Source organism: Desulfoferrobacter suflitae, assembly GCF_022603395.1.
GTDB lineage: Bacteria > Desulfobacterota > Syntrophobacteria > Syntrophobacterales > Syntrophobacteraceae > Desulfoferrobacter > Desulfoferrobacter suflitae.
Map to the genome: position 1 here is coordinate 80,014 of NZ_JAIBKA010000013.1, position 18,267 is coordinate 98,280.

The 18,267-nt window shown below is 54.3% G+C and carries 18 protein-coding genes; 11 read left to right on the forward strand and 7 right to left on the reverse strand.

What is annotated here, in order from left to right; translation table 11 throughout:
* Nucleotides 1-35 precede the first annotated feature (35 nt).
* Entirely contained in the window at nucleotides 36-1,262 is a 1,227-nt protein-coding gene (mltA, locus tag K1V27_RS19385) for a murein transglycosylase A (RefSeq protein ID WP_258931714.1), read from the forward strand.
* Nucleotides 1,263-1,593: 331 nt separating this feature from the next.
* Here the strand turns inward: mltA and K1V27_RS19390 are convergent, their stop codons facing one another.
* Nucleotides 1,594-1,911 (reverse strand): hypothetical protein, encoded by a 318-nt coding sequence (locus K1V27_RS19390; protein WP_258931715.1) that lies wholly within the window; start codon nucleotides 1,909-1,911, stop codon nucleotides 1,594-1,596.
* 297 nt (nucleotides 1,912-2,208) lie between these two features.
* On the opposite strand from K1V27_RS19390, the gene K1V27_RS19395 reads away from it, so the two are divergent.
* The 3 genes from K1V27_RS19395 to K1V27_RS19405 are packed head-to-tail and all read left to right on the forward strand — an operon-like array spanning nucleotide 2,209 to nucleotide 7,193.
* A complete protein-coding gene (locus K1V27_RS19395) occupies nucleotides 2,209-3,639 on the forward strand; it encodes a DEAD/DEAH box helicase (RefSeq protein WP_258931716.1) in 1,431 nt (476 codons plus the stop codon).
* Nucleotides 3,636-4,427, forward strand: coding sequence for an ATP-grasp domain-containing protein (locus K1V27_RS19400; protein ID WP_258931717.1), 792 nt, complete (start codon nucleotides 3,636-3,638; stop codon nucleotides 4,425-4,427). Before K1V27_RS19395 ends, K1V27_RS19400 begins: the two co-directional genes overlap by 4 nt.
* A 33-nt stretch (nucleotides 4,428-4,460) precedes the next feature.
* Entirely contained in the window at nucleotides 4,461-7,193 is a 2,733-nt protein-coding gene (locus K1V27_RS19405; RefSeq protein ID WP_258931718.1) for a M16 family metallopeptidase, read from the forward strand.
* On the opposite strand, the gene K1V27_RS19410 is transcribed toward K1V27_RS19405, so the two are convergent.
* Both K1V27_RS19410 and K1V27_RS19415 read right to left on the reverse strand, forming a co-directional pair.
* Nucleotides 7,156-8,121, reverse strand: a complete 966-nt coding sequence (locus tag K1V27_RS19410) for a radical SAM protein (protein ID WP_258931719.1) — start codon at nucleotides 8,119-8,121, stop codon at nucleotides 7,156-7,158. The two genes, K1V27_RS19405 and K1V27_RS19410, sit on opposite strands and share 38 nt — an antisense overlap.
* 74 nt (nucleotides 8,122-8,195) lie before the next feature.
* Nucleotides 8,196-8,642: a MerR family transcriptional regulator gene (locus K1V27_RS19415; protein ID WP_258931720.1), complete on the reverse strand. Its 447-nt coding sequence runs from the start codon at nucleotides 8,640-8,642 to the stop codon at nucleotides 8,196-8,198.
* Nucleotides 8,643-8,917: 275 nt separating this feature from the next.
* Here K1V27_RS19415 and ilvD point away from each other — a divergent pair, with 275 nt between their 5' ends.
* The 4 genes from ilvD to K1V27_RS19435 are packed head-to-tail and all read left to right on the forward strand — an operon-like array spanning nucleotide 8,918 to nucleotide 13,085.
* Nucleotides 8,918-10,597 (forward strand): dihydroxy-acid dehydratase, encoded by a 1,680-nt coding sequence (gene ilvD, locus K1V27_RS19420; RefSeq protein ID WP_258931721.1) that lies wholly within the window; start codon nucleotides 8,918-8,920, stop codon nucleotides 10,595-10,597.
* Nucleotides 10,598-10,642: 45 nt separating this feature from the next.
* Nucleotides 10,643-11,473: a class I SAM-dependent methyltransferase gene (locus K1V27_RS19425; protein ID WP_258931722.1), complete on the forward strand. Its 831-nt coding sequence runs from the start codon at nucleotides 10,643-10,645 to the stop codon at nucleotides 11,471-11,473.
* 56 nt (nucleotides 11,474-11,529) lie between these two features.
* Nucleotides 11,530-12,546, forward strand: a complete 1,017-nt coding sequence (gene amrS / locus K1V27_RS19430; RefSeq protein WP_258931723.1) for an AmmeMemoRadiSam system radical SAM enzyme — start codon at nucleotides 11,530-11,532, stop codon at nucleotides 12,544-12,546.
* Nucleotides 12,546-13,085 (forward strand): hypothetical protein, encoded by a 540-nt coding sequence (locus K1V27_RS19435; RefSeq protein ID WP_258931724.1) that lies wholly within the window; start codon nucleotides 12,546-12,548, stop codon nucleotides 13,083-13,085. The genes amrS and K1V27_RS19435 overlap by 1 nt, the downstream gene beginning before the upstream one ends.
* 26 nt (nucleotides 13,086-13,111) lie before the next feature.
* Here the strand turns inward: K1V27_RS19435 and K1V27_RS19440 are convergent, their stop codons facing one another.
* The 4 genes from K1V27_RS19440 to K1V27_RS19455 all read right to left on the reverse strand — a co-directional run bounded on the left by K1V27_RS19440 (nucleotide 13,112) and on the right by K1V27_RS19455 (nucleotide 15,428).
* Nucleotides 13,112-13,450 (reverse strand): ferredoxin-thioredoxin reductase catalytic domain-containing protein, encoded by a 339-nt coding sequence (locus tag K1V27_RS19440; RefSeq protein ID WP_353740630.1) that lies wholly within the window; start codon nucleotides 13,448-13,450, stop codon nucleotides 13,112-13,114.
* Entirely contained in the window at nucleotides 13,450-13,704 is a 255-nt protein-coding gene (locus tag K1V27_RS19445) for a glutaredoxin family protein (RefSeq protein ID WP_258931726.1), read from the reverse strand. The genes K1V27_RS19440 and K1V27_RS19445 overlap by 1 nt, the downstream gene beginning before the upstream one ends.
* Before the next feature lie 156 nt (nucleotides 13,705-13,860).
* Entirely contained in the window at nucleotides 13,861-14,622 is a 762-nt protein-coding gene (locus K1V27_RS19450) for an amino acid ABC transporter permease (protein ID WP_258931727.1), read from the reverse strand.
* Entirely contained in the window at nucleotides 14,619-15,428 is an 810-nt protein-coding gene (locus K1V27_RS19455) for a transporter substrate-binding domain-containing protein (protein WP_258931728.1), read from the reverse strand. The genes K1V27_RS19450 and K1V27_RS19455 overlap by 4 nt, the downstream gene beginning before the upstream one ends.
* 357 nt (nucleotides 15,429-15,785) lie before the next feature.
* Between K1V27_RS19455 and K1V27_RS19460 the strand changes: the two genes are divergently transcribed.
* From K1V27_RS19460 to lpxK, 3 genes are all read left to right on the forward strand, one after another.
* Nucleotides 15,786-16,595: a 4Fe-4S binding protein gene (locus K1V27_RS19460; protein ID WP_258931729.1), complete on the forward strand. Its 810-nt coding sequence runs from the start codon at nucleotides 15,786-15,788 to the stop codon at nucleotides 16,593-16,595.
* Nucleotides 16,596-16,611: 16 nt separating this feature from the next.
* Nucleotides 16,612-16,929 carry a cupin domain-containing protein gene (locus K1V27_RS19465; RefSeq protein ID WP_258931730.1) on the forward strand — a complete coding sequence of 106 codons (318 nt, stop codon included), beginning with the start codon at nucleotides 16,612-16,614 and terminating at the stop codon, nucleotides 16,927-16,929.
* 62 nt (nucleotides 16,930-16,991) lie between these two features.
* Nucleotides 16,992-18,092 (forward strand): tetraacyldisaccharide 4'-kinase, encoded by a 1,101-nt coding sequence (lpxK, locus tag K1V27_RS19470; RefSeq protein ID WP_258931731.1) that lies wholly within the window; start codon nucleotides 16,992-16,994, stop codon nucleotides 18,090-18,092.
* Nucleotides 18,093-18,267: the final 175 nt, after the last annotated feature.

Genomic DNA, 18,267 nt, shown 5'->3' on the forward strand with positions numbered 1-18,267 from the left:
CTCCCATCCTGAGGCCACCTGTTGGCGGGACTGTGATGAATCTGCTCCTATCGAATCCAGTTAAGATAATGATATGGGCCGCTTGCCTGCTGCTGCTGACGGGCTGCCCGAGCAAGCCCAAGGAAGAGCGGCCCCAAGCACCCGGACTTGTTCAGGTTCCCGCTGAGCAGCTGCCCGCCCTGGCGGATGACCTGGATGCCGATTCCCTGAGACGAGTGATACAGCAAAGCTTGGTTTTTTATGGCAGGGTACCGCCGGAACGCACCTATGCGCTGGGACATCTGCAGGTACGCGCCGACCGCCTCAAGGCGAGTTTGCAAGAATTTTTGAACCTGTTGAATGCGCAGCAGCTTGACTCGCACACCATCGCTCGCACGTTTGACGTGTATCGGTTTCAGCCGGGGGAAAATCAGGTCGACTTGTTGCTCACGGGCTATTACGAACCGATTCTTTCGGGAAGCCTGGAGCGCACGGATCTATACCGGTATCCGCTGTATCAAGCGCCACCCGATTTACTGACCATCGACCTGGAATCCTTCAACCCTGAACTCTATGCCGGCAAAACCCTGCGCGGCCGATTGGACGGGAAGCGCGTCGTGCCCTATTTTGATCGAGAGGAAATCGACGGCCGCGGCAAATTGCTGGGGCAGGGTTTAGAAATGGTCTGGCTGCAGGACATACTTGATGTTTTCTTCCTGCAGATCCAGGGGTCGGGCATGATCGAACTGCCCGACGGGAAAAGGGCTCGGGTGGGGTACGCGGCGAGCAACGGCCGCCCCTATCGAAGCATCGGCAAGTATCTTTTGAAAAAAGGTGCGTTGCAGCGGGAAGAAATTTCACTGCAGTCGATTCGCGCCTACCTGCGGGCTCATCCCGACATGATGGACGAAGTACTGTGGCACAACGAAAGTTATGTTTTTTTCAGGTGGGTGCAAGACGGGCCATTGGGAAGTTTGAATGTGCCGCTGACCGATGGGCGGTCCATAGCGACGGATCCAGAATTTTTCCCCCGGGGTGGAATTGCGTACCTCTCATCGGAAAAACCCCGTCTCGACACAAATGGTCGGGTCATTGCCTGGGAACCGTTAAATCGGTGGGTGCTCAATCAAGATGCAGGGGGAGCCATTAAAGGCCCCGGGCGGGCGGACCTTTTCTGCGGCAGTGGAGAGGCGGCGGAACAGATCGCCGGCAGACTGAAGCATCCGGGCACCATCTATTTTCTCATAAAGAAACAGAGCGGCGACCATGGGGAAGCTCCTTAGGCCTTATCCGCGGATACACCACGCGGGGCTTCAGATATTGAATTGCGTCATGCGTGACACAACCCCACACCGATTTTGCTGGGTTGCCTACTTGAACCCCACATGCTAAGTACAGCGCCACACAATCAAGTGGCCGAATTCCGCAGGTTGGGTAGAGTCACTCGCTGCGCGCGACGAAACCCAACATGCGGCACTGGACCATGGTGGCTTGTTCGAGCGATCCGGGCTTGCCCCGGCGCAATCCATCCCGACTCGGATAATCGACTTTGGCGCAATCGATTGGGCTGAAGCTCCAGTTCGGCCGGTGCACGTTGATTTTGGTTGATTTTTCTCATTCTTGAGGGTTAGAAATATACCCAATGAGTATGCTGAACAATATACGCATCTCATCAAAGCAGCGACTGATGGTGGTCACAGCTTTGACGGCGTTATCATCTTCGCACTGTCGGGTATTATCCAAAAACGCGAACAGTGCCTGTTGAGCCGCCCTGAAATGGTCGGTAGTCAGTTCCCCTCGAGCCGTGAGCTGCTGGATTATCCATTCAGGTTGAGCATTTTGGCAGATTTTTTCCAATTCCACATACTTGGTTTGGTATTCCTGGGCCAATTGTGCCAAAATTTGTAGATGGTTTGAAGATTGATCTTTCATTGCAACTCCTTTTTCGACGGTTTTTTGTTCAGCTCAAGATCGGGCGCGCTCTGCGATTTTGCCGGTCCAGATCCCCGTCAATCCGGCGGATCCCGGATCAGCACCGTATCCACAGTCAACTCTCCGCGCTCCTTTTCCGAGCATCAAACCTCCGGCATCGTGGAGTGCTGCGCAGCACACCCGGAAATGAGACATTTCAATACATTGTCCGGCCGGATGATGGAATCGCCCACAAACAGGAACAGTGACATTCATAACTCCAGAATCACCGGAAGTCATCAAAAGGAATTTGGTTGAATGAAGATAAAACCTCTTAACATTTTACTGACGGAATGGATCAAAATTCCCTCAGAAGGTTTGCCCCCGCTGTTGGAACGTAAAATCCATGAACGCCTGGTTTTCACCAATCCCGATTACGAACTGCGCCACAATCGGGGCGAATGGATAGGCAGCATCCCACCACAGATTAATTGTCTTCGCCAAAGAGGACGAAACTATCTTTTGCCTCGCGGTTTTCTGGACCAATTTCTCGAGTTATGCAAGAAGTTTCAACAGCCCTATCGTATCATTGATAAACGCCGTTCGTTCGATCCGGTGCCCATTGAATTCCACGGCGGGCTCAAGAGTTATCAACAGGAAGCGGCCGAGACAGCCCTGGAAAGAGACTTCGCCACCCTGGTTGGCGGACACAAGAGCGGTAAGACGGTCATATCCCTGTACGTTTTATCGCAGCGCCAGCAGCCCACTTTGATTCTCATTCCGAGGATGGACCTGCTGGAGGGATGGCTCACCAAGATCGAAAACTTTCTGCAGATTCCACGCTCCGAAGTTGGCGTGTTCACCCGGGGAAATCACCGCATCGGCAAATGGATCACCATTGCTCATACGGGGGAAATGATGCGTTTCTGGCGCAAGATCCACGACCGCATCGGTAATCTCATACTGGACGAATGTCAGCGCTGTCCATCCAAGGTCTTTACTCACCTCATCCCCAACTTCGATACCCGCTACATGTTGGGGCTGTCGAATACAATGCAGCGCAAAGACAGACTTTCCCGCCTCATTTACTATTATGTGGGCGATGTGGTCTATTCGATCAATGAGAAAGACGCGAGAGAAGGAAGGGGAGTCATCGGCGCGCAGGTCGTGGCACGCCCGACGGCGTTTGATTACCCGTATCAGTCGCGCACGGATTACTTTCCAATGCTGCAGGCCCTGATGAGTAACGCAGAGCGGACCAGGCTCATTGTGGACGACATCCAGGCGGAACTCGACCGGCAACAGGGTCCCCTGCTGGTGCTTTCCGGCGGCGATGAGCAAAACGCAGCACTAGGAGCGGAATTGGGGAGGCGCGGAATTGAGACCTTCACCTATGAAGTGGAGGACATAGTCGATGAAGAGGCGGAGGAGCAATCCGATGAGCAAGCCTCCCTCCGTTGCCCGGAAAACATCCCCCAGGGCCGTGTGACCATTTTGCTCACCCCCAAGACGCTGGCTCAGTGTGCCGACAAGCTCAACAGTCAGGTGTTGTTCCTGGCTGTTCCCATCTATTTCCGCAAGCACCTGGCGCACACCATTCGCGATCTTTACCAGAACGGCACGGGTACCCAGGGGCGCCTGAAAATTTACGACTATGTGGATCAGCATATCGGTCTTCTGGAAAATTACTTCAGAATGCGGAGCTACAATTACGGAGTCCATCCGGACGTGTTGTTGAATCCCAATTGAGCTCGAACGAATCAACAGCCCGAAAATCGAATCGGCGGGTCGCACTGGCACCTTTCATTGAGACCTGCCCCAGCGTCTTGACTCTCGGCATTCGACCGTGCCTGGATGACTATTCCGAGTACGAAAGACGGTTGATGCGCGAGGCAACCCGCATCTTCTTTCCGACCCCGAAATACGTGGATGTTTTTAGAGCCTGCCGAATCAGGACATTCCCCAACCCGGTCACCTACCGCTACCAGCGTTCCAGGATTCTTCAGTTGCTGCTTTTGGATTACGCTCATGTTCCCCACCCCAGATCAAGAGTCTATTATGGAAAACGGCAGAAAGCCAAAATCCTGGAGGATTTTCGGCTGCCCGTTGTGGTGGTGCAAACTCGAATAGGCAGAACACCGGAAATAATTGCCCGGCACACGCATGAATTGGCAAAGCTTGCCGGCCTTCAGCATGCGGTGATAATCCGTGAACACATTGCCTGGGAGAAACGTATCCAACTTGTCTGCGTCCAGTTCGAGTGCCTCGGAATACTGCGCTATCCCGTCGGTGGCCGCAGTCAAAAACCCTTGGAACCCGTTGCCCTGGACGATCCGGCTTTCAGGCAACCGGTGCATCTCTCCAAAAGGCTTTTGCGCGCGGCTCAACTGGATGATATCCTTATCGAGTGGGGTGAAGCCAACGGCCGATGGATGGTCATCGGGATGGGGCGCCCACCTGCTGCGTGGCCCACATGCAGCGGCAAGTCGAACCGTTTTCACTACATTTGTGATATGATCCGGACGGGTTTTCTGTGAATCCAGTGACAATCGCATTGAAGGATAGGACTCATGACCGCTAATTGTGTGATCAGAATGTTCGTGTTGATCGGCCTGTTACTGAGCGTGACACAAACCGCGCCCGCTGCGGAGCCATCCGCAGGATTTCCTGCTTTACCCGCCGATATACAATCCTCCGTTAAACGTGTGTTGTCCTCGAAGCCCGACGATCTGTTTGTGGTGCTGAACAATGGGCTTACCGTACTGATGCGCCATTCGGGCGCCGGCGACGTCGTCTCGGCGCAGGTCTTTGTGCGTGCGGGATCGCTCTATGAGGGCCGCTACATGACAGCGGGGCTCTCTCATTATCTGGAACACGTGGTCTCCGGAGGGTCCACAGAATCGTTCAGCGAAGCCGAAGCAAAGAAGAGACTGCAATCCATCGGAGGAGAGACCAATGCCTACACCTCCTACGACCGAACCGTCTACTACATCAATAGTTCCGCAAACAATTGGCGGGAAGCCCTCGACCTGTTGATTTCCTACGTGAGCGAATCCAAGCTGGATCCCCAGGAAGTGGCACGTGAAAAGGCCGTCATTCAGCAGGAATTTAAGATGAGAGAAAACAATCCCGACAGCGAACTGTGGAATCTCCTGATGAAAACCGCCTACCAGGTTCATCCGGTGCGTAATCCCGTGATTGGCTATGAAGAGGTCTTCGTTCAGCAGGACCGCGACTCCCTGCTTGACTACTACTCGCGACGCTATCAGCCCGAAAACATGATCATTTCCGTTGCCGGAAAGATCGACCCGGTGGAAGTGTTGCGGTTCCTCATTCAAAAGACTCAGGATTTCAAACGCAAAGCCGATGAACCGATCGTTTTACCGACCGAACCGACTCAGCTGAACCCCCGCTGGGAGCAGGTCGAATCTCCCTTGGCGAGAATCAAGAAGGTGCTGTTGGGATTCCCTTCTGTAAGTCTGCATCATGAGGATCTCTACGCCCTGGATGTGTTGGCGTTGTTGCTCGGACAGGGAGACACCAGCAGACTGTACCAGCGTTTGAAGGCCGAAGGAAACCTGGTTTTGAGCGTCACCGCTTCCAACTGGACTCCAGCTTATGCACGCGGGCAGTTTATCATTGCTTTGGATCTGGCGACAGAAAACTGGCCGGAGGCTTTTAACAAAATCAAACAAGAATTAGAGCGTTTCAAGAAGGAGCCGGTCACTGCCGAAGAGTTGGAAAAGGCAAAAAAAACCGCCATTGCGCAACACATTTTCGGCAAAGAGACGGCATCGGCCATGGCTTCTTCCCTGGCATCCTCCTACTTTGACACGGGAGACCCCTATTTTGACGAGACTTACCTGGAAGGCCTGCGCGGGGTGACCCCGGAAAAGATTCTGGACGTGGCGGCGCGCTATCTTGAAATGAGCCGGGTGAATGTTTCCATTATCCAACCCCCGACGGAACATGCCGACGCTGCGCAAGGCACTACGGCGCCAGCGGCGCCTTCGCAAGTGGACCATCATAAACTGGACAACAACCTGCGAGTGCTGCTCAAACAGGATGCCTCGCTGCCTGTGGTGACGCTGCAACTGTACGGACTGGGTGGACTGCTGCTGGAAGCGGGAGAGCCCGCCGGAATCTCCTCCTTCACCGCGTCTCTTCTCACAGCGGGGACAGCCGAGCGCAGCAAGCTGGATATCGCCAGGGCCATCGAAGATGTGGGGGGAGACATCGACAGTGGCTCCGGCAACAACACCTATTACATCACAATCAAGGTGCTCAAAGATGATCTCGATATGGCGCTCAACATTCTCGGCGATATCGTGCAAAATTGTCAGTTTCCGCAACAGGAAATAGAAAAGAAACGCGTTGAAACCCTGCTGGCGATCCAGACGCTGGACGAAAGCTGGCAACTTGAAGTCGTTCGACTTTTCAAGCAAAGTTACTTCATCAACTCGCCATACGGCCACGAGCGACTGGGAACCGTCGAGAGTGTCGAAGCCTTCAGCAGGGACCAGCTTCTCGCTTTCTATCGAAAAATGGTCAACCCCCACAACTCGGTTCTCGCCATTTATGGTGATTTTTCGCCGCAAGAGCTCCTTCCAAAAATCCGCAGCAGGTTTTCTGCATGGCATGGGGAATCCGCTCCCCTGCCCACCTGGGACAACGATACAGAGCCTCTGGCTGCGGATCGAACGGTGGAGAAGAAAAATGAAAAGACCTCCGCAGCACTGTTCATCGGCACAAACGGACTCGCTCTTGACAGTGAAAAACGCCCGGTGCTGGACGTTCTCAATACGATTCTCTCCGGTGCCGGAACTCCTTCAGGGCGGCTGTTTGAAGGTCTGCGCGGCGGCCGGGAGGACTTGGTCTATGTAGTCGGCTCCTTTCCCTTCTATGGCAGGAACGCAGGGTATTTTGGGGTGATCACGCAGACCACCATGGGAAACCTGGAGAGGGTCAGAGAGGTGATTTTGCAGAATCTTGAACGATTGCGGCAGGAACGAGTTTCTGAGGAAGAACTCAAGGTTGCTCAAAATATGCTCGTGACCGCACACCACATGCAATTGGAAAGACTGGCCGCGCGCGCCCAAAGCGCTGCAGTCAACGAGGTCCTCGGGTTGGGCTGGGACTATGACCAGAAATACCCCAGACTGGTACAGGAAGTTCAAGCGCAGCAGATCCAGGATTTGGCAAAAGCATTGTTTGCTCACACTCTGATCGTCAAGACTCTTCCCGAAAATCCCGTCGAAACGCTCTCTATTCCTCCCCCGGAGGACGATGTGAAGGTGCAGTAGGCGCGCTGCGCACATATTCCACGTTGTTAAATGAGCAGCGTTCCACCAGGTTTTCTTGTTCCAGGCCCATGAGGACAGCCGCCAGATCGGCTGCCTCCACCCCCAGCGACGCCGCCATTTCGGAAACCGTGCAGGGCCTAATTTTCACCATCGCCACCACGCGGGAAGCGAGCTCGGAATCGAGCTGCGCAGCAGTGGAACTTTGGTAGCGGCCAACGATATGGCTTTTGTCTTGGGGGAAGAACTGCAAGGCGGATCTCATCTGCGCTCCTGTCAATCCACGGGCAGTCACCTCGGCCGGGGGCCTCACCACGGTATTGAGCTCTACCTGGTCGGGGTTGAGCTGATCGATGAAGCGACGCAGTTGGCGCAGATGGTCGGGGTGGTCGTTGAAGCCCGCAACCAGCAGCACTTCCAGGTTGAATTGACCCCGGTAGTCCCTGCGAAAAGCCATCAGTCCTTCCTTGACGGCGGACAGATCGAGACTGGGGTGAGGGGCGTTGATCTTTTTGAACACCTCTGTTGTGGCGGCATCCAGAGAGGGAACGACCCTGTCCGCAGCCATCAGGTCTTTGCGAACCTGCGGATCCCACAGAAGCGATCCGTTGGTGATCACGACCAGAGGCAGCGCCGGGAACTGCTTTTTTATATTGCGCAACAGCTCACCCAGAGCTGCGTACAAAGTCGGCTCTCCGGCGCTGGAGAAAGTGATGGCGTCTGCACCCTGGGGATACTTGCGGAAGTAATCCGACAACTCCTTGAAAACCAGGTCGGGCATCACGAATATTTTGCGTTTGACGGTAAGGAAAGTAGTATGCCCGGACTCGCAGTAGACACAATCAAAACTGCATGTTTTATAAGGAATGACGTCAATCCCCAGGGAACGTCCGAGACGACGGGAGGGAACGGGGCCGAAGATATTTTTCACAGCTGAGACCTCTGCTGCAACGCTGGGATTCTCCTTAAACGCTTAACCGCCCGCAGCGGCGAGGGTGCGGCGCATCAGGAACCATGGGCCTGGTTGCTGTTGATCTCGGAACACTCTCGCAGCATGACATGATTCATCTTTTTGAGGTAGACCTCGCATTCGGCACAGGAATTTCCACTTTCTTTGCACACGCGTGGAACCAGATCCCAGCAGGGGACCGGAAAATTAAGAATGGCCGGACAGTTCTTGCGGATTTCTTCGCCGCAACCGCGGATTTCCCAACAGGGGGCTATGGTGAGAAGTTTTTTGATCCCTGCAATATTGAGCCCCTCTTCGGTGAGCAATTTACGCAGACATTTGAGCCACTGCAGATCATTGTTCGAGTAAAACCGCTTGCCACCGCGCCGTGCCGGCTTGATCAATCCCTCCTGCTCGTAGATGCGCAGGGTTCGCGGGTGTATACTGAGAAGTTCAGCCACAATACCGATGGGATAGAGCGCCTTTTGATTTTCAGAGTCCATAAGCCAGGATCCTTTCCCTATACAAAATGATCACAAAGTCAGTTTAACTGGAGGTGATTATAAAAGCTAGAGCCATGACTGTCAATTCGTTTCCCCACACAGCCTGTATTCCACCGCTTGTCTTTTCTGCTTGCCAGTGACTTCGCCAATAAAGTAACTTTCTTACAAAGGAATTGGAACCAGACTGTAGTCCCGGCAACACGACCACGAGCAGGAATCGGGATTCCGGACGGGAAGAGAATTAACCAGATGAACGAGAAATAGGAACAATTCGTATGCGCAGCGATGCAATGAAAAAAGGTTTGGAAAAGGCCCCTCACAGATCTCTGTTTAAGGCCATGGGATATACGCAGGAGGAACTCAACCGGCCGCTGATCGGAATTGCCAATTCGGTCAACGAAATCATCCCGGGCCATGTACATTTGGACAAAATCGCCAAAGCGGTCAAAGCGGGGGTCCGCCTGGCCGGCGGGACGCCCATCGAATTCAGCACGATCGGGGTGTGTGACGGCATCGCCATGAATCATCCGGGCATGCGCTACTCGCTGGCAAGCCGCGAACTGATTGCGGATTCCGTCGAAATCATGGCCACAGCTCACCCGTTTGACGCCATCGTAATGATTCCCAACTGCGACAAGATCGTGCCCGGCATGTTGATGGCGGCGTTGCGGCTCAATATCCCCGCTATTCTGATCAGTGGCGGTCCCATGCTTGCCGGTCGACTGGGACAGAAACCGGTTGATTTGATTTCTGTATTCGAGGCGGTGGGCGGAGTAAAAACGGGGCTGCTGACCGAGTCCGAATTGCAGGAACTGGAAGATTGTGCCTGTCCCGGTTGTGGGTCGTGTGCCGGCATGTTTACCGCCAACTCCATGAACTGTCTGACCGAAGCACTGGGACTCGCACTTCCGGGCAACGGAACCATACCCGCCGTGACCGCCGCACGCATTCGTCTGGCCAAAACCGCCGGCATGCAAATCATGAAGCTCGTCAACAGCAACCTCCTGCCGCGCGATATTGCAACGCGCAAGGCTTTTGAAAATGCCATTGCCGTCGATATGGCTCTCGGTTGCTCGACCAACACCGTCCTGCACGTGCCAGCCATTGCTCACGAAGCCGGGATAGATCTTGATCTTCAGCTGTTCAACGAGATCAGCCAAAGGACGCCTCACCTTTGCAGTTTGCGCCCGGCCGGAGCGCATTTTTTGCAGGATCTCGATGCCGCCGGCGGAGTATCGGCCGTCATGCAGGAACTCACAAACAAAGGACTGATTCATCTTGATGCCGCCAGCGTTACCGGCCAATCCGTCGGTGCGAACCTGCAGGCCGTATCCATACTGGATCGGACTGTCATCCGTTCCATCGAAGATCCCTACCACATCGAAGGTGGTATAGCCATCCTGTACGGCAACCTTGCCCCGGAAGGGGCGGTCGTGAAGCAATCGGCAGTGGCCCCGGAAATGCTCGTGCGCAAAGGTAGAGCTCGAGTGTTTGAAAGCGAGTCCAGCGCCTCGGAGGCTATTTTGGACAATCGGATCCACCCGGGAGATGTGGTCGTTATCCGTTATGAGGGTCCCAGAGGAGGACCGGGAATGCAGGAAATGCTGACGCCGACCGCAGCAATCATGGGCATGGGCCTCGGCAAAGATGTCGCCCTGATAACTGACGGCAGATTCAGTGGGGGAACCCAGGGAGCGGCTATCGGCCATGTTTCGCCTGAAGCTGCGGAAGGCGGTCCTATTGCCCTGGTGCAGGAAAATGATGAAATTTTGATCGATATTCCCAACAAGAAATTGCAGCTTCTGGTTGACGATGCAAGCTTGCACCAGCGTCTGCAAAGCTGGCGGGCACCGGAACCCAGGGTGACCCAGGGGTATCTGGCGCGTTATGCGCACCTGGTGACGTCGGGGGCCACCGGTGCAGTTCTTAAAACGCACGCGGGCTCAGGTCTATAGCCGGCCCGTAACAGCGCATCATCTTGTGTGGATTGAGGCTGCAGCGTGAGATATATCTTTAACATCGAAGATGCCCGGCGCTACAATGAATGGTATCAATCCGACCTGGGCCAATCGGTGGCGCTGGTGCAGAAAAGGCTTCTCCTTCGCCTGTGGTCTCCCTCGTCCTTTCAAAGGGTGCTGCAGGTGGGCTGCGGAACGGGCATTTTCCTCGAATGGTTTGCCCAACTGGGGCACCAGGTGTCAGGCGTCGATTCTTCAGCCGCCATGCTGAACATTGCGCGACTGCGGCTGCCGCCGCGCATCCTCCTGGAACAGGGTTCACCCGAAGAGCTGCCGTACGAAGACAATGCGTTTGACACGGTGGTCATGATGACGGTACTGGAATTTGCCGATGACCCCGTTCCCGCCCTGCGAGAAGCTTTCAGGGTGGCAAGGCGACATGTCGTACTGGGAGCGTTGAACAAATATTCGATCATTTCCCTGCGCCACTACCTGGAGCGTTTTTGGAAGACTTCCGTTTTCAGCCATGCGCGATTTTTCAGTGTGTTCGAATTGCGCCGTCTGGTGGAAGTCGTCATGGCCGGCCCGGTCCCTCACAGTTGGGGCACCTGTCTGACATTGCCCTATAGTGCGCTGCGCTTCCTGCGATTTCTGGAATGTTCCAAATATTTCCAGTGGCACCCGTTCGGCTATTTTATCGGGATGCGCGTGGATCTTCGCTACCCGCTGCAGACCGTGCTCGATCCTCTCCTGTGCGACCTGGGAGCAGGCCTGGGAGCAAGATTTCAGGCCTATTGGAGGCATTCGCAGGAAAAAGCCGAGGGAAAATTCATTCATCTCGAAAAGCCTCGAGAACGCAACACAGGCACTTGATTTCGTTTTGAATTTCGACCGCTTCTTAATCGATCTCTACCCAACAGGAGCAGCAGATGCATGAGGCCGCATGTTATGAAAAATTGGAAGAGGGCAAGGTGCATTGCTTCCTCTGCTCTCAGCACTGTCGCATCAAACCCGGAAAACGTGGGAAATGCGGGGTTCGAGAGAATCGCGACGGGTCCCTGTGGAGCCTGGTTTATGGCCGGCTGATTGCCCAGCACATTGACCCCATCGAAAAGAAACCGCTGTATCATTTTTTCCCCGGCAGCCGCAGTTATTCCATTGCCACGGCGGGATGCAATTTCAGTTGCCTGTTTTGCCAGAATGCGGACATTTCCCAGGGCCCGCGCGAACACAAGAGCATCTTCGGTCACCCGACCGATCCCGAAGTGGTGGTCACAGAAGCGCGGCAGTCCGGCTGCAAGAGCATTTCTTACACCTACACGGAACCTACTATCTTCCTGGAGTATGCTCTGGATGTCTCGCGCCTGGCGGCCGAGCAGGACATCAAGAATGTTTTTGTGAGCAACGGATTCATGACCGAACAGTCTTTACAGCTGATAGCACCCTATCTGGATGCCGCCAATGTGGACCTCAAATCCTTTACCGATGATTTCTACAAGAAGCAGTGCGGTGCCAGGCTGGATCCAGTGCTGCAGACCCTGGAAAGGATGAAGCGTGCCGGCGTCTGGCTGGAAGTGACCACCCTTCTGATTCCCGGACTCAATGACGACGAAAGCGAATTGCGCCGATTGACGCGCTTCCTGGTGGAGCTGGATGCGGAGATCCCCTGGCATGTCAGCCGCTTCCATCCTACCTACCGGTTGACGGATCGTCCCTCGACACCGGTGGGTACCCTGCACAGGGCGCGGGAAATAGGCCTGGAAGCGGGACTCAGGTATGTCTACACCGGCAACATCCCGGGAGACGATGGGGAGAACACCTTCTGCCATGCATGTGGGAGCCTGCTCATCAGGCGCATGGGATTTTCCATGAAAAAAGAAGGGCTCGATCAGACCAAATGCAAGCAGTGCGGCGCCACCCTCGCGGGAGTAGGCATTGAGGCGTGATGGCGGTGCAACCCGTACCCATGAAGACAGAAGAATCGTCCTGCTACCGGCATCACATGAGCGATGGCCAGTGGCATCGAACCTTGAGCCACCTGAGGAACTCCCTGAAGAATTCAAATTGGGCGTATTGCAGGACTTTGGCTGGGGCTATTCAGGAGAAGATAGCTTGGCTCGATCCCATAATGCACCGGTACTGTTCCCTCACCTGCCGGGAATGCGACGATCCCTGCTGCCAGGCCACCAAAATTTACTTCAATCGAGCCGACATGCTTTATCTTACCGTACTGGACCGGGAACCCCCACCAGGGCAAACGCGCACTGAAGAGTCCGCGCGCTGCCGCTACCTTACCCCGAATGGCTGCAGTTTGGCGCGCGCGGTTCGCCCCTACGTCTGTGTGTGGTTTATCTGTGACGCGCACATGACGCTCTTTCAGCAGGAATCCGGAGTGTGCCAGAGGCGCTTCATCGGAAATCTAGCGGAAATCAGGCAACACCGGCTGGCCCTCGAAAGCCTTTATGCGCAAGCCGCCCTCCCGTAAACTCGGCGCCGGAACCGGCCGCTTCCCTACAATTTGCCCAATGTTTTTTCTACCGGCCGGCGTTCGGGAACATACCGATCCGGTATTTTCCCTTCATTCCACTCGCGCGACACATAAAGGTTGCAATAGCAGCTTCCATACTCCCTGACATCGGGTTCCCGATACACGCAGGGACAAATGATGTCCTTGTCCCATTCCCGGTCGTTGGCGGCAAGACGACAGGGGCAGCACATGTAGCCGTAGCGTTCCCGATTGATGATAAGGCCCTCCAGAAGCTCGAATACCTTCTTTTTATCCTTGTTAAAATAGTACCCCTTTTTTTCCTGGGCAGTCTTCAACGTTTCGTACAGTTGCTCGACATTCATCATCCTTTGAGCGCCTCCGCGATCTCGTCTTTGCGAAAACCGACAATCACCTTGTCCCCAATAATGATGGTTGGGAACGAACAACTGGGATTGATCTTTTTGATCTCCTCGAGTATGGCATCTCTTTCCTCTTTATCCAGTTTATCCACCTCGACACAGTCATAGTTGACCCCGCAATCATTCAAATATTCTTTGGTGTTCCTGCAATGGATGCACGTGCTCAGAGCATACAGCTTGATATCGCATTCTTTCATGTTCGTCACTTCTCCTCTTCATGCTCGGTAAAGCCATCGTCACAAGTTGTAGAACATCACTTTGTTTCAATTGTCGCTCTGGAGATAATAGCCATTCCCGGATCAACAATTCAATACGCCGCACCTTCACGCCCGGCATTTTTATCCTCGCAGCTGTCAGCGGCTGCGCGAGTCCATCTTTGCCTCCAGGCGTTGGGTCAGATAGGAAAGCGGATAGGTGATCAACAAATAGAGGCCGGCCAATGGGAGGTAGGCTTCAAACGTCTTGTAGGTCGTCGCGTTGATCACTTCGGCTGCCTTGGTGAGCTCCCTTACTGAAATGATTGAGAGCAGAGAAGAATCCTTGATGAGCGAAACAAATTGTCCGGTCACAGGCGGTATGATACGCCGCAGGGCCTGCGGAAAAACAATGTAGCGCATCGTTTGCCGATCACTCAGTCCGGTCGACTTGGCCGCCTCCAGCTGGCCCTTGTCGATGGATTCAATCCCCGCTCTAACCATCTCCGAGATGTAGGCTCCCGAAAAGAAGGCCAGGGTAACGATCCCGATCACTTTGGGATTGTCCAGATGCACCGCGGCGGCGATGCAGAAGTAGAAAATGTAGATTTGAACCAATAACGGCGTCCCGCGAAACAATTCCACATACAGGGTCGCCACTTCACTGGCAACGATATTCCTGGACACGCGCGCCAGACCGCCGAGAACCCCCAGGATGAATCCCAGTACAATGGCGCCCACAGAGACCACGAGGGTATTGTAAAATCCTCGTATGAAGAGTTCCCGGTATTGCAGAGAAACGCGCCAGTTCCACGGATAATCGATACCCGCAAACAGTAAAACGAGCACCACAACCGCCGTCAGTCCAACACACAGTCGCACCAGGATCCGACCATAAGAACCACCCGATCTTTCCATCATTGCAGGATTTCACTGAAATACTTATCATAGAGCTCCTGGTAGCGACCGTCTCTTTTGATGGTATCAAGGTACATGTTGATCCAGTTCCAAAAGTCAAAGTCACCCTTGCGCATGGCGATGGCATACGGTTCGTAGGTGAACGGCGTCAAAAGCGCCCGGGTAGTCTCGGGATTCTGCTTGTGATGCTTGGCAACAGACAGCTGGTCGTAGAGGAATGCGTCCGCTCGCCCCGTCACCACTTCGCGCACACAAGCGGTTTCATCCTTGTAGCGGTTGATCTGGGCATTGGGAAACAGCCTGGCGGTGACAAGATCTCCCGTAGTCCCTACCTTGACTGCAATGATGCGGTCCTCCGCATTCAATTCTCTCGCATCTTTGATGGTAGGGGCCTTTTTCTGACTGAGGAGAGCGCACAGTCCGGTTTCAAAATAGGGCCGGCTGAAGGTAACCGCCTTCGCCCGTTCTAAGGTGGCCGTCATTCCCGATATGATCATATCCACTTTACCGCTTTGCAGTGATGGAATGAGTCCGGTCCACTCGATGTCCTTTATTTCGATTTCAACTCCCAATTCCTTGGCCGCCAGCCTGGCAATATCGACGTCGAATCCGATGGGATTGCCCTTCTCGTCAGCATACTCAAAGGGGAAAAACTCGACCTCCATGCCCACAATCAACTTGTTTCGTTTGATAATCTGATCCAGGGTGCTTGCCTGAAAAATCTCAAAAGGGCTCAAGGCCATAGCCGAACCCAGTGACATGACCAATGTCAGCAACATGGCCATAAGAACGACAGCTTTTCGACGCATTTTCTTCCTCCTCCTCAATTGCATGCCTAGCGAGTCCTGTTAAGTCAATTCATTAATGCTCACCATTCGTGTCCAAGTTGTACACCTGAGTAACAGTGCCACAAAAAGATGCATTCGTCCACTCACGAGTTCCCTTTGACTGGCAAGAAACATGGGCAGGTCTGCGCAACTTTTTGGCGAATGACAGTGGTTGCTTTGACCTACATCAAGGGATTCAGGTTGCAGCCGTGCTAATCTCCCGGTGAATTGGCAATGTCGCAAACTGGATGGGCAATCGATTCCGGTAGCCATTGCTCAGCAAAGTGATTAACAGATAGCTACGGAACAGACCGTTGGCAAGATTGCAGGAGAAGAATTGTGGAGTGGGGGAAAGAAGCCAAACAAGCCCTGTTGAGGGTTCCCTTCTTTGTTCGCAACAGGGTCAGGAAAAGGGTTGAAGAAGAGGCAATCTCACAAGGGGCTACCAGCGTTGAACTGCGGCATGTCGGGTCATGCCGGCAAAAATTTCTCACGGATATGGAGAGTGATATTGAGGGATACCAGGTGGAACAGTGCTTCGGCCCCAGTGGATGTTCCAACCGAGTTTTGAAGAACGACGATCTGGCAGCCCGGCTCGAGACCATTTTCATGCGAAGAAATCTTAAGGAATTCCTGCGTGAAAAGGTTGCCGGTCCCCTCAGAATGCACCATCAGTTTCGCGTTTCCATCTCCGATTGCCCCAACGCCTGTTCACGGCCGCAAATTGTGGACATCGGGATTATCGGCTGCCGGCAGCCGATGATCGATGGGGAGATTTGCAGTGAATGCGGAACATGTGTCGAAGTGTGCAAAGAACAGGCGCTGGCGCTGGAACCTGGTGGGAATTTCCCAAACCTGGCACGCGACAAGTGCGTGGGCTGTGGTCAGTGCATCGATGTCTGCCCGACCGGCACCCTACAGGAATCGCTAAGCGGCTACCGGGTGCTGCTTGGCGGCAAACTGGGCAGGCATCCGCAGCTGGGAGCCGAGTTGCCGGGTATTTATTCAGCACAACAGGTTCTAACCCTAGTGAACTATTGTTTGGATCATTATCTGAATTATAATCTCAGCGGCGAAAGGTTCGGCGAGATCTTGAGGCGCAAGCCGTTGACCATCGACATGAAAGGCGTTCCCTGCAACAAACAATGAAAAGGAGGAGTATACGATGAAGCACTTAAATCTGTTTGAAGCCAATGACTTTTCCGACAAGGCTTTCAAGCGCATTCTGGTCCATGATTCACCTTATTTTAAGATCTTGAATTTCAACTTTAAGGCGGGGCAGGAACTGCCCGTTCATTCTCATGACATCGAAGGTGAAGTTGCCATAGCCGTCATTGAGGGCAATGGAGAATTTTTGGGCAAAGACGGGGCAACCATTCCAGCCAGGACGGGCGATGTTCTGGTTTGCGCAATAGCCGAGCCCCACGGCATTCGTGCCGCCACTGACATGCGGGTCCTGGTCACCATAGCGCCGCCGATTTAACCATTCCAGGTTGCACAGCGGTGTTCGAGAAACACTATACTTGCGGCGCAGGAGCTGCCGGTGTGGGAACAAGGCTTGGCTGCGCGGTCACGGACCGGCTTCTGCGCTTTTGGTATCAGCAAGCCCCCTCGCCCGTTGAAAAACGGCGGGCTGGCCTCTTGTCTTTCAGCTCGAGCCTCTATCGCTATTTTTTGCAGCGCGATCAACAAAAAGCTTTGCGCCGCCAGCGACGCTTACCCGTGCGCGTCATAAGCGTTGGGAATCTGGTGGTCGGAGGCACCGGCAAGACCCCGTTTACCCTGTGGCTGGCGCAATACGTGCAAAGCCTCGGAAAGCGCGTGGCGATCCTGAGCAGAGGATATGGACGCGGCAGTCATGCCGCACGGCAAGCGCCTGTAAAGGCATCTGCAGACTGGCAGGTGAACGCATTTGGGGATGAGCCGATTTTGCTGGCGCAAAAACTCCCCCACGTTCCCGTCTGGGTCGGCCGAGACCGCTGGCAGGCAGGGAAGTGCCTTATGGACAAACATGCGGTGCAAGTCATTATTCTCGATGATGGTTTTCAACACCTCTTACTCCATAGAGACCTGGATTTTGTCCTGCTCGATACCCAAAATCCCTTTGGCAACGGGCACCTGTTGCCACTCGGGCCACTGCGCGAACCCACCGCTCATCTGCAGCGGGCGGACGCAATTATTGCGACACGCGCGGATGACCCGCAGTCAACCCAACGGGCACTGGCTGCCATCGGTCAAGCATTTCCCGATAAAGCGATCTTTTCCTGCCGCCACCACCTGGCAGGTTTCAGGTTCGGCCTGGCGGGACCCGCCATCCCCCTCGATAAGCTGCAAAGCACACCGTCTGTGGCTTTCGCAGGCATCGCCCGCCCCGAGTCCTTCTTTGCCTCCCTGCAAGAGCTTGATATTCCCTTGGTGGAACGGGTGGCCTTTCCCGATCATTACCCATACCGGCCGGACGATTTGCTGCGTCTGCTGCGGAGTCGCTCGCGCCACAGGGCACAGCTGCTGATCACAACGCAAAAAGACGCGGCCCGGCTGCCTCACGAATTCCGTGAACAGTTGGCAACCGCGGAGCTGCAGCTTGATTTCGGTTCAGATACAGCTCGCCTGACGCGCTACCTCAAAAATTGGTTGAGCGGCTGAGGCGAGCACTCCCCCTTCTTGCTCCGGCAAAAGTGTTTATATTGAAATCGACAAAACCCATCGACAAGGTCTGCAAATAATGAAACATCTGATGCCTAACCGGGATAGAAGCCGGACAGTGACCCGCCGGCAATGGGACAGGATCGAGGGGCAATGGGACTGTTTCGCCGACGGG

Coding starts and splice junctions, on each gene's coding strand:
- mltA (WP_258931714.1), top strand. CDS start 36: ATGAATCTGCTCCTATCGAATCCAGTTAAGATAATGATATGGGCCGCT.
- K1V27_RS19390 (WP_258931715.1), bottom strand. CDS start 1,911: ATGAAAGATCAATCTTCAAACCATCTACAAATTTTGGCACAATTGGCC.
- K1V27_RS19395 (WP_258931716.1), top strand. CDS start 2,209: ATGAAGATAAAACCTCTTAACATTTTACTGACGGAATGGATCAAAATT.
- K1V27_RS19405 (WP_258931718.1), top strand. CDS start 4,461: ATGACCGCTAATTGTGTGATCAGAATGTTCGTGTTGATCGGCCTGTTA.
- K1V27_RS19415 (WP_258931720.1), bottom strand. CDS start 8,642: ATGGACTCTGAAAATCAAAAGGCGCTCTATCCCATCGGTATTGTGGCT.
- ilvD (WP_258931721.1), top strand. CDS start 8,918: ATGCGCAGCGATGCAATGAAAAAAGGTTTGGAAAAGGCCCCTCACAGA.
- amrS (WP_258931723.1), top strand. CDS start 11,530: ATGCATGAGGCCGCATGTTATGAAAAATTGGAAGAGGGCAAGGTGCAT.
- K1V27_RS19435 (WP_258931724.1), top strand. CDS start 12,546: ATGGCGGTGCAACCCGTACCCATGAAGACAGAAGAATCGTCCTGCTAC.
- K1V27_RS19440 (WP_353740630.1), bottom strand. CDS start 13,450: ATGAATGTCGAGCAACTGTACGAAACGTTGAAGACTGCCCAGGAAAAA.
- K1V27_RS19445 (WP_258931726.1), bottom strand. CDS start 13,704: ATGAAAGAATGCGATATCAAGCTGTATGCTCTGAGCACGTGCATCCAT.
- K1V27_RS19450 (WP_258931727.1), bottom strand. CDS start 14,622: ATGATGGAAAGATCGGGTGGTTCTTATGGTCGGATCCTGGTGCGACTG.
- K1V27_RS19455 (WP_258931728.1), bottom strand. CDS start 15,428: ATGCGTCGAAAAGCTGTCGTTCTTATGGCCATGTTGCTGACATTGGTC.
- K1V27_RS19465 (WP_258931730.1), top strand. CDS start 16,612: ATGAAGCACTTAAATCTGTTTGAAGCCAATGACTTTTCCGACAAGGCT.